A 13,758-nucleotide genomic window follows, 5' to 3' on the forward strand; every position below is an offset into this window, starting at 1 on the left:
AGCGCACCGTGGCCTGGTACCACGGCATGAAACGACTCCGCATCCGCTGGGAACGCCGCGACGACATCCACGAAGCCTTCCTCGCCCTGGCCACCTGCATCATCACCTGGCGACACGTCACACGGCTTTGTTAGGAACTCTAAGGCACCCTGAGGAGACTCAAGATCGCCGACGGTGAATCTGACCAGCCGAACAGGGCGGGTTTGAGGAGAAGGGTTGGCGTGATGATGGTGTCCGGCGGGTTGGTTCACCACTGGGAGACCGTGTATCGGGAGTACGGCCTGACCTCGGAGATGGTCAACAAGTCCGACCCCGGCGATCGGGATGTCGCTCGGCGCATGGCGCACGCCTCCGCGGACGTGGCCGCGGTGTGGCGACAGATGGCAGCGGAGTCAGACCTGGCGTGGTGGTCGGCGGCGGCGTTGGTATCCGCAGCGCAGGCCTTCGAGTACCAGGCACGGGATTGGGCGGCTCGCGCGAAATACGATCCACCGTCTAATTGGCCATCCGCGGGAGTCGTGAATTCGCTTCACAAGAAGTGAGCCATGGGCTTTATTCGCGCAATTCTTGACACCTCTCCCAAAACAACCAACACAGCACACCCTTTGTGCGGCCGCAATTCTTTTGTTATGATGTCGCCGTTCTACCACAGGCGCTAGACGGGGAGGGTTTACTGATGACTGCCACCGGAAAGCCGGATTTTCCAAATATGGAAGTCACCGGGGCGTTTCTTACCTCGGTTGGGCTGGTGTTCGAGGAGGTGACCGGGCAGCGGGCGCGCGGGTACGTCGAGCTGAACGCTGACCATCACACTCCCTGGGGGGTGGTGCACGGTGGCGTGTACACGACGATCATCGAGAGTGTGGCCAGTGTGGGGGCCTCGGTCGCCGTCATGGACAAGGGGATGTTCGCGGTCGGCGTCAACAACAACACCGATTTTCTGTCGTCCTTGCGTGAAGGACGGGTCGTCGCGGAGGGTGAGGCGGTGCACCAGGGGCGTGTTCAGCAACTGTGGCTCGTCGAGTTGCGCACGGAGGCCGGCAAGCTCGTCGCGCGGGGTACCGTGCGGTTGCAGAATGTGCCGCGCGAACGTCCGAGCTGACGGCGGGAGCAACGATGAGGATCGGATTCCACACCGGGTACTGGTCGAGCGGTCCGCCCGCCGGCATCGAGTCCATGCTGTCGGAGGTCGAGCGGCTCGGATTCGATTCCGTGTGGACGGCCGAATCGTACGGCTCCGACGCGCTCACCCCGCTCGCCTGGTGGGGGTCGCGCACGACGAAAGTGCGTCTCGGCACCAATATCGTCCAGCTGTCCGCGCGTACGCCGACAGCCACCGCGATGGCCGCGTTGACCCTGGATCACCTGTCCGGTGGCCGGTTCATCCTGGGGCTCGGCGCCTCCGGGCCGCAGGTCGTGGAGGGGTGGTACGGGCTCCCCTACCCCAAGCCGCTCGCCAGAACACGGGAGTACGTCGAGATCGTTCGGGCGACGATCGCGCGGGAGCGGCCCGTCACGTTCGCCGGTGAGCACTACCAGCTGCCCTATCCCGGCGGCACCGGGCTTGGCAAACCACTCAAGGCCACCGTCCATCCGCTGCGCCGCGAGGTGCCGATCTTTCTCGGCGCCGAGGGGCCGAAGAACGTCGCGCTGGCCGCCGAGATAGCCGATGGCTGGCTGCCGTTCCTGTTCTCCCCTCGCGCCGACGCCTACTACCGCGACCGCCTTGCCGAAGGCTTCCACCGCCGTGCGCCCGAACGCAGCCCTCAGGCGGACTTCGAGGTCGTGGCCGGCGTGCCCATCGCGATCGACGACGACCTGGAACGCGCCGCCGACCAGATCCGTCCGTGGATCGCGCTCTACGTCGGCGGCATGGGAGCCAAGGGCGCCAACTTCCACGCCGATGTGGTGGCTCGCCTCGGATACGAGAAGGAGTGCGCTCGGATCCAGGACCTGTACCTGAGCGGACACAAGAACGACGCGATCGCCGCGGTCACCACGGCCATGGTGGAGGACCTGGCGCTGGTCGGGTCGCCGGCGAAGATCAAGGACGATCTGGCCAGGTGGCGGGAAACCGTGGTCACCACTCTGCTGGTCCGCTCGGACGATCCCGCGATCGTCCGCGCTTTCGCCGAGCTGGTCGGCTGACCGCTACCGGTGCAGGTCGGCGAAGAACTGGCCGTGGAAGTCGTTCGGGATGTGGTGCGGCACCCGCGCCCGTCCCAGCTCCTCGAAGGACGACCCGTCGACCACCAGCAGGAAGGACGTGCCGGCCTTCGCGTCCAGCACACCAGACAGCACCACCCCGTCGTCCTCTGTGGACGCGCCGGGGCGGGGCACGAACACGGGCTCGCCGGGGAAACAGCCCTTCTCGTACCACGCGCTGTGGGTGCCGTTCACGATGTCCAGTTTGAGCAGCCGGTTCATGGCGCGGATGCTGCGTGGCGAATGCCCGAGGCCGTAGACGTAGCGGTACGGCCTGGTGTTGTGGCCGCGATAGTTGATGCGTGGCATCTCCACCCCGGCGTCGGCCAGCTGTTCCCAGCCGATCCTGCTGGCGCCGCCGCGGGGCGACAGCGTGTAACGCCGCACCTGGTAGCCGTACGCCGACAGGTCGAACTGGTCCTCGGTCGGGGCGAGGCCGAGCACCGTCTCATAGGGAGTGTGCGTGGCCGCGATGTCCACCAGGATGTCGCCGCCCACCTCGACCGCGTTCACGTGGTGGAACGCGAAGAACGCCTCACTCTCGAAGACCGCCGTGCACCTGCCCTCCCGCTTGTCGACCACGCGGAACCGGGCCGGTCGCGTCGGCTGCCAGGTGAAGCACTCGAGGAACGACTTGTCCGGCTGGACGAACTTCTCCTGGTCGATCACGACCGGGAACTCCACCAGCACCACGTAGTTCTCGGTCATCGCGAAACTGTGCATGTAGCAGGGCTCGTCCACCTCGACGGTGGCCATCCGGTGCTGTGTGAGCGTGTTCTCCGGCACGTAGAACACCTGGTACGCGGCGCGGTCGCGCATCGTGGTGGTGTAGTTGACCAGGGTCCTGCGGCCGAAGTCGAAGTGCGGGTGCGGGGTCGACGTCTCCCCGGCGATCTGGCCGTCGAACTCCAGCTCACCGACGGTGTCCAATGTGGTCGGATCGAACTCGAGGTAGCGCGGCTGCTCGTTGAACGCGAAGTAGCGGTTCGCGATCCTGGTCAGGTTGACGTTGGTGTTGTCCGAGAGGTTCGGGGAGTACTCGGCGAAGTGGCGGCCGAACAGCCTCTTGCACGGGTCCATGCCGAACTGCTTGCCGTACAGCTGTCCGTCGTTCACCTCGGCCTCGTAGGACTGGCCGCGCAGGTACTTGTTGGCGTAGGACACCTGCCCCTCGGTGAACGCGAACGAGTGCAGCATGGCCAGTCCGTTGAACCAGTGGGTCAGGCGGTAGTCGTCCACTTCGAACTTGGCCGGTCCGTTGCGCACCAGGGTTCCGGTCAGCCATTCCGGGATCCGGCCGGTGACAGGCAGACGGTCGATGGTCACCTCCCGGTCCAGGGTGGTGAACCCGAGAAAGTCCGGGAGCGGTTCCGGCCGCGCGACCTCTGCTGTGCTCACGCCTGTCTCCGTCCTAGTCGAAGGTCATCGGGATGCTGTGCGCGCCGCGGAAGGTGGGCACGGGCTTGCGCACCACCTCGGCCGGGTCGACGCGCGGGTTGCGGACGCGTTCGGCGAACACGGTGACGGCCACCTCGTTGAGCAACTGGCCGAGCTGCCCGCCAGCGCAGTAGTGGATGCCGTTGCCCAGAGCCAGGTTCTGGACCTTCGGGCGGTCCGGGTCGAGCCGGTCCGGGTCGGGGAAAGGCTCGGGGTCGCGGTTCGCCGCGCCCATCCAGACGAACAGCTCCTGTCCCTGCTCGATGCGCTGGCCGGCCAGCTCCATGTGTTCGACCGCACGGCGTTTGGTCAGCTGGACCGAGCAGTCGTAGCGCATGAGCTCCGGTGTCGCGTCCGGCACCCGCGTCGGGTCCGCCCGCAGAGTCGCGAGCACGTCCGGGTGGGCCAGCAACGCCAGTGTGGAGTTGCCGATCTGATGGCCGGTCGTGACCTGGCCGGCGGTGAGCAGGAACATCAGGTTGCCGAGCAGTTCCTCCTCGCTGATGAACTCACCTTCGTCCCAGCTGTCCACAAGCGACTGCAACAGGTCGTCGGTGCGTTGGACCCGCCGCTTTCCCAGCTGCTCACGGAAGTAGTCCATATATTTGCCGACCTTACCCAGGTGGTACTCGGGGTTCTCCTTGCTGAGCGGTCCGCCGTCCACGACCAGACCCCAGCTCAGGATCCGGCGCCACACGAGCCCGCGATCCGCCACCGGGATCCCGAGCACGCGGCACATCGTCGTGGAGGGCAACGCCATCGCGAAGTCCTCCATGTAGTCCATCCGGCCGGACGGCAACACCGCGTCGAGCAGTTCGTGGGCCGCCGCCTCGATCTCGCCGCGCATCCGCGCCACCGCGGCTGGCACGAACGGCTTCCGCGCGATCCTGCGCAGCCGGGTGTGCGCAGGCGGGTCGGCGGTGAACATCATGCTGTGGAGTGCGCGCAGCTGGCCGGCGAACTCCTCGTCGCGCACAAGGGCGTCCGGCCCGTTCGGGTTCCACTGTGGACGAAGTGCGGAGAGCTTCGGGTTGCGGAAGACCGCCAGCGCGGCCTCGTACCCGGTGACCATCCACGCGCCGTCCACGCCCATCCGCTGATCCCAGAACACCGGGCTGACGTCGCGGATCCGGTGGAACAGGGGGTACGGGTCGACGGTGTACTCCGGAGAGTAGATGTCGGCCATGGTGAGGCCGACCGTGCTCTGCGGTGGCATCAGTGCCGCCTCCTTATCGACATCAGTACGCTCGGCAGCGGCCGCAGGGACACCAGCGCGCCCGGGGTGACCGGATGGCCGGCGACCAGGCTCAGCCGGTACCGCTGGGCGACCATGGCAACGGTGAGCTGGATCTCCAGCAGCGCCAGGTCCATCCCGATGCACTTGCGCGCGCCACCACCGAAGGGGAAGTAGTCGTAGCGGTCCCGGCGCGCGGCGCAGAACCGGTTCGGGTCGAACGCCTCCGGGCTCTCCCAGGTGGCCGCGTTGTGGTGGGCCGCGTAGAGCGGGATGAGCACGGTCGAGCCGGCGGGCACGTGGTAGCCGCCGATCTCGTCGTCGGAGATCGCGTCACGAGGGAACAACCAGATCGGCGGGTACAGCCGCAGCGACTCGTCGACGACCTGCCGCAGGTACGGCAGGTTCGGAAGGTCGTCGGCGGTGGGCACCCGTTCGCCGAGCACCTCGGTGAGCTCCCGCTCCAGGGCGCGTCGCACGTCGGCGTGCTGTGCCAACGCGTACAGCGTCCAGGTCAACGCGCAGCCCGTGGTTTCGTGGCCGGCGAGGAACAACGTCTTCAGCTCGGCCCGGATCTGGGTGTTGGTGAACGGCTTCCCGGTGACGTCGTGGGTGGCGTTCAGCAGTGCCGTCACGACGCTGTCGTCGCTGCCCTCGCCGCGCCGGTGCAGCTCGATGATCTCGTCCATGACGCCGTTGAGCACCCGCTGGTAGTGCTTGAGCTGCCGTTGGTATCTGGTCGGCACCCAGCGCGGCAGCATCTGCTTGACCTCGCCCGTGAGGATCATCGCCTTGAGCGAGAAGCGAACCGCGGGGAGCAGCCGCTCGGCGTAGTCCCGGAGGTCGACGCCGTAGAGCAGCCGGCCGAGCACGCCCATGGCAAGGCGCATCATGTCGTCGGTGATGTCCACCGGCTCATCGCGGGCGGCGGGATCGGCCCAGCTGTCGAGCAGCTCGTTCACCGTGTCGGTGATGGTCGGCGCCCCGGCGCGGAGCTTGGCGCGGTGGAAGAACGGCTGGCTCACCGCACGTCTGGTCTTCCACTCGGGACCGTCGGTCGTCAGCATGCCGTGCCCGAAGAACAGCTTGAAACCCTGGTAGAACCTGCCGCGCGAGTAGTTGCGGGAGTTGTCCTGCAGCACGTGTTTCACATGCTCGGGCTCGGTGATCTGGTGCACGAGGTAGGGGCCCATCTTGGTCCGGACGATGCCGCCGTACCGCCGTTGCAGCTCGACCAGCAGCTTCAGGGTGTCCTTCTTGAAGCTGCTCAGCGCGCCGAACAGCACGCTGCCGCTCGGTCCAGGCGCGAGTCGCCGGACGGTCCGTTCCTCCACAGGGCTCTCCTGGTCGTTCGTCATCGCCGGCCCGCCAGCGCCGACTCCGCCGCCGCCCGGAACTCCCCGGAACCCGCGTCGAGATAGCCCATCTGAGTGGCATTGATGCCCGTCATCCGCGCGACCACCTTTCCGTCCGACGTGGACGCCGTCAGCTCGGTTGGCGTGGCGTACAGCTCGAGCGAGCCGTGTCGGCGGACCAGCTCGATGTCGTTACCCCGCTGGAAAAGCTCCACCCGGCCGATCGACAGCGGCGCGGCGACCGGCACCAGGTGGCCGTCGACCAGGTCGAGCACTCCGGTCCTGGCGAGGCCGTCCAGCAGGATCACCGGCACGGTGAACCGAGACCACACCGGATCGTCCTCGGCCAACTCGGCCCGGTAGCGTGCCCGCTTGCCCGTCGGGGTCAGTCGGGTGTCCGATGTGGACACGAAGGGGCCGGTGAGCCGGACCGGCGACGCCGGCTGGTGGTACGGGTCCGGTACGGGCGTCTCGCCGCCGGACGGCCAGCGGTCGCGCCGGGGCGCCACCGGGAACCGGTCGTCGAGCACCGCCCGCGCGGAGAAGTGCGGGCGGTCGCGGACCAGTGTCACCCCACCCGGCGAGATCACGTCCGTGGTCACTCGAACATCCACGGCCCGCTCACCTGGCACGATCGTCGCCGTGATCCGCTTGACCGCCGGCCCGATGCCGGGCCGCAGCATCAGGAAGTGGTCGAAGGTCAGGTCCTCGAAGGCGACGACCTCCTTGTCCGGCACCAGGAACCGTGCCGCCTCGGCGGCCAGCTCCATGACGAACGTGCCGGGCAGTGTCGGCACGTTCCGCACCCGGTGGTGGTCGAGGTAGGCGTCGGTGTCCTCGTGGAACAGGCACTCGAAGGTCGCTGACCGGTCGTCGCGGGCGACCAGTTTCCTCAGGTAGAAACCGGGTTCGAGGTAGCCGGGGTAGAACGACGCCACGGTCACGCGCTCGGCGGCGCCGAGATGCACGACCGACGCCCGCCTCGGGGTCGCGTGCAGCTCGCGGACGAAGTGGTACGCACCCTCGTCGACTCCCATGTGCGTGTACGCACCGGCACGCCTGAAGTAGGCCTTGGTCAGCTCGTCCGCGCCCATGCCGACCCCGTCCCACAGCGTCCAGCCGATGGTGAACTCGTCCTCGCCGAGCACCTGCCGCGCGTGTGCCGCCGCGGTGGCGAGGAAGTCGTTGCCCGAGGCGTAGTCCGACTCGCCCACCTGTCCGAAGTAGCCGAGCAGCGAGCCGAAGTTGCACCACATGCGTGGCGGCCGGGCCCGGAACGCGCGCTTGAGGTTGCGGTAACCGACGAGCTTCAGGTCCCTGATCGCGGTGAACTCGGCGAAGTCCTTGTCCTTGATCGGCGCGGACCGGTTGCGGCCCGGCGCGTTGACCAGCAGGTCGACCCGTCCCTCCTCGGCCAGTACCTGATCGACCACAGTGGACACCGACTCGGCGTCGGTCACGTCGCAGGGCAGGTAGGTCACCCGGCCGGCGCCGCAGTGCGTCCGCATGGCCGTGATGTTCGCCCGCGCCGCCCTGGCGTCGATCATCCGGTCGAACTCGCGGTTCAGTGCCGCCACGGTCTTCTTGTCACCCGAGGCGAGCCCGCGGCGGATGTAGGTCTGCCGGTCTCGCGCGAAGGCCTCGTCGTCGCCCGCGAACACCTCTGCGGGGTACGAGTCGATGGGGTTGCTGCCGACCAGGTAGATCCGTGGGCGGAAGTGCTCGGCGACGCTCTTCATGACCTCGGCGGTGATGCCCCGCGCACCACCGAAGGCGAGCACCACAGAGCCGCCGTCGAGCCGGGCCTGGTTCGCGCCGGTCAGCTCGACCGGTTCGTCCCGCAGCACGTACGTCTTCCGCACCCCGTCGTGGTCGAACACGACCGGGAAGGCGCGCTCGTTGCCGCTCTCCCGTTCCGCGGCCGTCGCGGCGGCGTGCGCGTCACGGGTCGACGTGCTCAGCGCGAACGTCAGGCATCCGGTCAGCTCCAGGTGCGCGCACTTGACCAACCCGGTGAACAGGCCGGTGTACGGATGCGGAACACCCCCGGATGCCGCGCCGAGCAGCACCGTGACGAACGACGAGCCGTCCGTCGCGAGGTCGGCGTAACCGTGGCGCAGGGCCAGGAACATCGCATCGTGCAGTGCGATCAGCGTGTCCCCGTCATCCGGTGTGAGGTCGGCGACTACTCGCAGGTGCCGAACCGGGTGGCCGAGCTGGATGAGCAGTCGGCTCACCACCTCCGGCGTCGGCCGGGGCACGTGATGTCGGCCGGGCCGGTCGACGGCGGACGGTGCGGTGGATATGACGACCGCGTCCGGCGGCAGGTCCCCCAGGTCATTGTCGAGGTCCGGCGAGTTCGTCAGCACCACGACACCGGGCGGCAGGAAGGGGATGCGCTCCCGTGTCGGGTTCGCAGCGTAATCCCGCAGTTCCGGGACCTGACGTCGCACGCGCGGCTCGGTACCGTCGCGGAACCGTGCCGGCAGCGAGGTGGGTTCGGCGTCCGCCGGGCGGCCGGTCACCGTCAGGTCGAGCAGGATCGGTTGGCTGCCCTGTTCTCCCGTGCACCTGAGCCGCGCAGGGCCGGCGGGACCGTGCAGTGCGGCCAGTAGCGCCACGCCTCCGGCGCCACCGAGGTAGCGCGCGCGATCCGGCGCGGAGACCCCACAGTCCACCTCGGTCACATCAGGTGCCGTGGCGCCAAAGTCGTCCACGAACCCGAGGATCGGCAGCCCGGCGGACCGCGCCGTTCGCTCGGTGGTCAGCGCGAACAGGAAGGCGCCCTCGGCCGCGCCGCCGACGCCGCTCAGGTCGACGAGGTCGGCCAGCATGGCCGAGTACTCGGGGAGGCTGTTGCCGTTGATACCGCCGGCGAGCGCGAAGTCGATCTCGCCGGTGCGCAGGTACCGGCCGGCCGTCTCGATCGCGGTCAGGGTGCCGGCCAGTCCACAGTCGACGGTGATGTTCGGTCCGTTGAGATCGAAGTAGTTCGCCACCCTGGCGGAGATGACGTTGGGCATCTGACCGGGGAAGGAGTCCTCGTTGGACGGTGGGACCTGGCCACGGACGCGTGCGCGAAGGCGGGTCGACAGCTCCTCGTGCCAGCGCTCCGGCCGCTCCTGTCGCAGCGCCTGGTCGATGTCGTCCAGGTAGCACCGGTTGGCGTACAACATGGCCGCCCTGGTCGGCCCCAGGTTGCCGACGAACACCCCGGTCTTCTTGGCCGCCTCCTGCCAGAAGTCGGTGAGCTGACCACGCAAGTCGTGCGCGCACTCGAGGATCATCAGCTGGCAGCGGTCGATCGTGCGCACCGTGGCCGGCGGCAGCCGCACCTTCTGGAACGGTGGCGGCGGGTAGGTCTCGCCGAAGCTCGTGTCGGGTCCGGGACCGGCTCCGGTGACCCACCGCGCCACGTCGTCCGAAGTGGACAGCCCGGGCACGTGTGCCGCCCATGCCACGATGGCCACCCGGTCCGTCGTGGACGGCGTCCTGGTGCTCGCGCTACTCGCGGCGGGCTGCTGTTCCCGCACGATCAGATGCGCGTTGGTGCCCCCGAAGCCGAACCCGGAGACGGCGACCGACCTGGCCCGGCCGGGCTGCCGTGGCCATGGCACGTGTTCGGTCGGGATCGTCAGCTTCGTCTCGTCCATCCCGAACTCCGCCGGGGGCGAGGTGAACCGGTACTGCTTCGGGATCAGGTCATGCTCCAGCCCGAGGATCGCCTCGATCACCGACACCACGCCAGCCGCCCAGCCGGTGTGCCCGACCAGTGACTTGTTGGAGGTGACGTAGCTGGTGCGGTCGGTGCCGAAGTGCCGCTTGAGGGTGGTGAACTCGGCGAGGTCCCCGGTCGGCGTCCCGGTGGCGTGCGCGATGACCCAGTCCACGTCCTGACCGCGCACACCGGTGGACAGAGCCCGCCGCACGGCGAGGTCCTGGCCGGCCGCGTTCGGCGCGTAGATCGCCTTGCCCTTACCGTCGGACGACGAGCCGAACGCCTTGAGCACGGCCAGCACGCGGTCACCGTCGTCGCGCGCACGGCTCAGCCGCTTGAGCACCACCACCGCGGCGCCGTCGGCGAAGATGACGCCGTCCGCGGCGGCGTCGAGCGAGTGCACCGCGCCACGCCTGGACAGGCCCTGGAGTTTCGAGAACAGCACGGTGCCGCGTGGGGCGAGGGCGAACGCGCCACCGCACACCGCGATGTCGTGCTTGCCCATCAGCAGGCCCTTGATGCCGATGTCGATGGCGTACAGGGACGACGAGCACGCCGTGTCCACCATCTGCAGCTCGGTGCCCGCCGGCAACATCCCGGCCATGGCCAGTTGTCCGACCTGGTGTGGCAGGAAACGCGACGGCGCCCGGGAACCACGCCAGTATCGTTTCCTGAGCACGGCGTCGATGCTGGCGAGCAGTTCCGCTCGTTCGGCCGCCGGTATCGACAGTTCCTCGGCGATGTCGTGGATCCGGTGTCCGATGCCGGCGAGCACGCCGGCCTCCTCCAGGTGCTGGCTGCCGTCCGGGGTGTAGCCGACCTGGAACGAGTAGTCGTCGTCCTGGCGCCGCCGCACCCCGCGCAGGGCGTGGGCCAGCGAGTGCCGAAGCCACAGCGTGGTCAGCTCGTGGCCGTCGCCGGCCAGTCCGGCGAGCGTGTCGGCGTCCGGCTGGAAGTCGGTGACGAAGACACACGTGTCCTGGTACGACTTGTCCTCATCGGACGGGTCGGCGGAGAAGAACGTCCCGCGTTCCCAGCGGTCCGCCGGCACCGGCCCGAACAACTCGCCGCCGGTGGTGCGTAGGGTCCAGAACTCGTCCGGGCTGTTCGCCCCGGCGACCACGAGCCCCATGCCCACCACGGCGATCTCGTCGTCGTCCGTCTGGGGCGCCGGCTCCGGTGGCGCCTTGGGCGGCGAGAGCAGGTTGGCGCCCAGCGTCAGGCCGCCGTCGGCGAGGATCACCTGCCCGGTGATCCACCGGGAGTCGTCGCCGGCGAGGAAGGCCACCACGTCCGCGAACTCCTCGGGCGTGCCGAGCCGACCCATCGGGGTGGCGTCCGCGATGGCCGCCCGCATCTCGGTGGCGCGGGGGAACGCGTGTGCCACCTCGCTGTCCAGCATCGCCGAGGAGGCGGTGTTCACGCGGATGTTCAGTGGCGCGAACTCCACCGCGAGGTACCGGGTCACCGCTTCGGCCGCGGCCTTCGCCGGCGCGCAGGCCAGGTAGTTGGCCATGACCATCTGTGAGCCACCGAGCGCGGAGACCGTGACGATCGACCCGCCTCCGTTCCTGGCCATCAGCGGGGCGGCGGCCCTGGCGCACCGCAGCCCACCCTTGTAGTTGGTGTCGATGGCCCGGTCGAGATGCTCGTCGGTGAGGTCGGTCAGCGGCAGCAGCGCGCCGTCCGCGGCGTTGTTCACCAGGATGTCCAGCCGGCCGAACCGCTGCTCGATCTCGGCGAACATCCGGTCCACCTGCTCCGGCCGGGCGATCGAGGCACGGATGAGGTCGACGGTCATGCCGGCCGCGGTCAGCTCGGCCCTGGTCCGCTTGGCTTCCTCGTGGGAATGAAAATAGTTGATCAGTACGTGTGCCCCGCGCTCCCCCAGGGCCCTGGCGATTGCCTTTCCCACGTTCTTCGCGCCACCCGTGACAAGGGCGAGCCTTCCCGATAATGAGGACATGAAAAGCGTGCTCCCGTTCGCCGCGGGCGAGGTCAGGCGGACGCCGGCACGGCACCACGCAGGATGCCGTGCACGGCATCGATTATCTTTCCCATCGTGTCGTGGTCGGCCAGCCAGAAATTGCCGTCCTTGACGGGAAGTGAGTACCGTTGCGTGACCCGGGTCAGCAGTTCGAGCTGTTTCACCGAATCGACACCCAACTCCGCTTCCAGGAGAACGTCGTCGGTGAACACTTCCTCCGGGTACTCGAGCGCCTCGGAATAAATGGCTTTGATCTCCGCGCCGAGCGCGTCCCGATCAAGGCTCGGGGTCTCGGTCACCGTTGGCTCGACGGCGCCGCCCGGCTGGAACTCGGCGAGCCGGTCGTGAATCAGCTTGGTGATCTCCCCGCCGGCCGTGGCCCAGAACCTGCTGAAGACGTCCGCCTGGATGTCGGGCGCGACGAGCGCGGCGAGTCGCTCGCCGACCGACCCGTCGGCCAGGCCGTGACGCCGCAGGTCCGCGAGCGTCCCGTCGAGCGCCAGCTCGCCGTTCCGGAGAAGGATCGACGGCCACGTGGTCACGGACTCCCCGGTGCCCGCCTTCCGCACGAGGCTGGACAGCGCGCCGAGGCAACCCGCCTCCACGAACTGCCGCACGCCGTCGTCGTAGAGCGTCCGCACGCCCGCGCTGAACAGCACGGGCGTGACGAGGTGGGTGGCCAGGAGGTCGGCCAGGTTGTCGTCGTCGCGGTAGTGACGCCCCAGAATGGGCGAGAAGACCGGCATGTCCAGCGGCTGCTGGGGGATGTCGCGCAGCCGCTCGGCGAACCTCGGTACCGCGGCGGCGAGCATGGGCGTGTGGAACGGAAACGGCGACTTCACCTCGACCGTGCCGATCCGCAGTTGCCCGGCGATACCGACCACGCTGTCGATCGCGCCGCCGGGACCGCTCACGACGGTCTGCCCGTCGTGGTTCTCGACCGCCACGGCCAACCCGTCGTCCTCGACGAGGTCGACGATCTTCTGGACCCGTGCGGCGCCCGCGGCCAACGCCACCATCCGGCCCGCCGCCAGGTCCTGGTCCGCGACCGCCCGCACGCGTTCGGCGACGATCCGCGCGCCATCCTCGACGGTGAAGGCGTTCGCCGCGACCAGCGCGGCTATTTCCCCGAGACTGTGCCCGACCAGCACGTCCGGGCGCAGGCCATGCCAGGCGAGCACCTGGTATGCGGCCACGTCGGCGCCGAAGATCGCCAGCTGGGAAACCCACGGCTGCTCGGCAAGAAGTAGGTCTATTGTCGGGGGCTCCCCACCGAACAGAATGTCGGTCAGCTGAGCCGAGAATTGCTCCTGCGTTACTAGGTCGATCGCCTTGAAAACCTGGTTGACCTGAGGATGACGCTCGCTCGCGGTGCGGAGCGCCGTCCCGTCGAACGCCCCTTGTCCAGGAAAGAGCACGGCCAGTTTTCGGCCAGTCATACCTGACCTCTCCCGTTCGGCCGTCACGATTCGCCCGCGCACCTGGTCAGCGCGCGGACCACATGAAGGCCAGTCGTCTTGTGCAACAGTGTCGCCATAATGCTGGCAACACACCCCAGTAAATCACCGTGAATGCCAAGTTTTCGAAGTTCAACAATTCCACAGCAAGTTGCAGACTAGCCGCGCCACTGGTGGCTGTCAATCATGTCACGTGTTCCACATTCCGGAATTCAATCTCATTCCGTAGTAGCACACACACGCGCTGTCAGAATGCGGTGCCGCACGGGCAACCGGGTCGCACGACGTCAGGTCGTACTGGACACCACACTGGTTCCGCCCGCGCCACGGCGGCACCGCGAGTGGTCGCCCCGGCGAGGCGCGCG

The 13,758-nt window shown here is 68.3% G+C and carries 8 protein-coding genes and 1 pseudogene; 4 read left to right on the forward strand and 5 right to left on the reverse strand.

Annotated elements, in window-relative coordinates:
* The 4 genes and pseudogenes from VF106_RS19095 to VF106_RS19110 form a co-directional block, all read left to right on the forward strand.
* A pseudogene (locus VF106_RS19095) lies at positions 1–134 on the forward strand (IS5/IS1182 family transposase); the annotation flags it as partial.
* Positions 135–221: 87 nt separating this feature from the next.
* Positions 222–542 carry a hypothetical protein gene (locus tag VF106_RS19100; RefSeq protein WP_330841107.1) on the forward strand — a complete coding sequence of 107 codons (321 nt, stop codon included), beginning with the start codon at positions 222–224 and terminating at the stop codon, positions 540–542.
* Positions 543–676: 134 nt separating this feature from the next.
* Complete coding sequence (locus VF106_RS19105; protein WP_330841108.1) at positions 677–1,102, forward strand: PaaI family thioesterase; 426 nt, start codon at positions 677–679, stop codon at positions 1,100–1,102.
* A 14-nt stretch (positions 1,103–1,116) separates the two neighbouring features.
* The gene (locus tag VF106_RS19110) at positions 1,117–2,148 is read left to right on the forward strand and encodes an LLM class F420-dependent oxidoreductase (protein ID WP_330841109.1); all 1,032 of its coding nucleotides are present in this window, start codon (positions 1,117–1,119) and stop codon (positions 2,146–2,148) included.
* Between the two features lie 3 nt (positions 2,149–2,151).
* Here VF106_RS19110 and VF106_RS19115 read toward each other — a convergent pair whose 3' ends face one another.
* Genes VF106_RS19115 through VF106_RS19135 form a run of 5 tightly spaced genes read right to left on the reverse strand, consistent with a single transcriptional unit; the run spans position 2,152 to position 13,375 of the window.
* Entirely contained in the window at positions 2,152–3,603 is a 1,452-nt protein-coding gene (locus VF106_RS19115) for a carotenoid oxygenase family protein (RefSeq protein WP_330841110.1), read from the reverse strand.
* 13 nt (positions 3,604–3,616) lie between these two features.
* Positions 3,617–4,858: a cytochrome P450 gene (locus VF106_RS19120; RefSeq protein WP_330841111.1), complete on the reverse strand. Its 1,242-nt coding sequence runs from the start codon at positions 4,856–4,858 to the stop codon at positions 3,617–3,619.
* Positions 4,858–6,234: a cytochrome P450 gene (locus VF106_RS19125; protein WP_330841112.1), complete on the reverse strand. Its 1,377-nt coding sequence runs from the start codon at positions 6,232–6,234 to the stop codon at positions 4,858–4,860. Before VF106_RS19125 ends, VF106_RS19120 begins: the two co-directional genes overlap by 1 nt.
* The gene (locus VF106_RS19130) at positions 6,231–11,915 is read right to left on the reverse strand and encodes an SDR family oxidoreductase (protein ID WP_330841113.1); all 5,685 of its coding nucleotides are present in this window, start codon (positions 11,913–11,915) and stop codon (positions 6,231–6,233) included. The genes VF106_RS19125 and VF106_RS19130 overlap by 4 nt, the downstream gene beginning before the upstream one ends.
* A gap of 32 nt (positions 11,916–11,947) precedes the next feature.
* Positions 11,948–13,375 (reverse strand): acyltransferase domain-containing protein, encoded by a 1,428-nt coding sequence (locus VF106_RS19135; RefSeq protein WP_330841114.1) that lies wholly within the window; start codon positions 13,373–13,375, stop codon positions 11,948–11,950.
* Between the last annotated feature and the right edge of the window lie 383 nt (positions 13,376–13,758).

The organism is Actinophytocola sp., from assembly GCF_036378875.1.
GTDB lineage: Bacteria > Actinomycetota > Actinomycetes > Mycobacteriales > Pseudonocardiaceae > Actinophytocola.

Excerpts from the sequence above, each read along its gene's own strand:
- VF106_RS19105 (WP_330841108.1), top strand. The coding sequence starts at position 677 with ATGACTGCCACCGGAAAGCCGGATTTTCCAAATATGGAAGTCACCGGG.
- VF106_RS19110 (WP_330841109.1), top strand. The coding sequence starts at position 1,117 with ATGAGGATCGGATTCCACACCGGGTACTGGTCGAGCGGTCCGCCCGCC.
- VF106_RS19120 (WP_330841111.1), bottom strand. The coding sequence starts at position 4,858 with ATGCCACCGCAGAGCACGGTCGGCCTCACCATGGCCGACATCTACTCT.
- VF106_RS19125 (WP_330841112.1), bottom strand. The coding sequence starts at position 6,234 with ATGACGAACGACCAGGAGAGCCCTGTGGAGGAACGGACCGTCCGGCGA.
- VF106_RS19130 (WP_330841113.1), bottom strand. The coding sequence starts at position 11,915 with ATGTCCTCATTATCGGGAAGGCTCGCCCTTGTCACGGGTGGCGCGAAG.
- VF106_RS19135 (WP_330841114.1), bottom strand. The coding sequence starts at position 13,375 with ATGACTGGCCGAAAACTGGCCGTGCTCTTTCCTGGACAAGGGGCGTTC.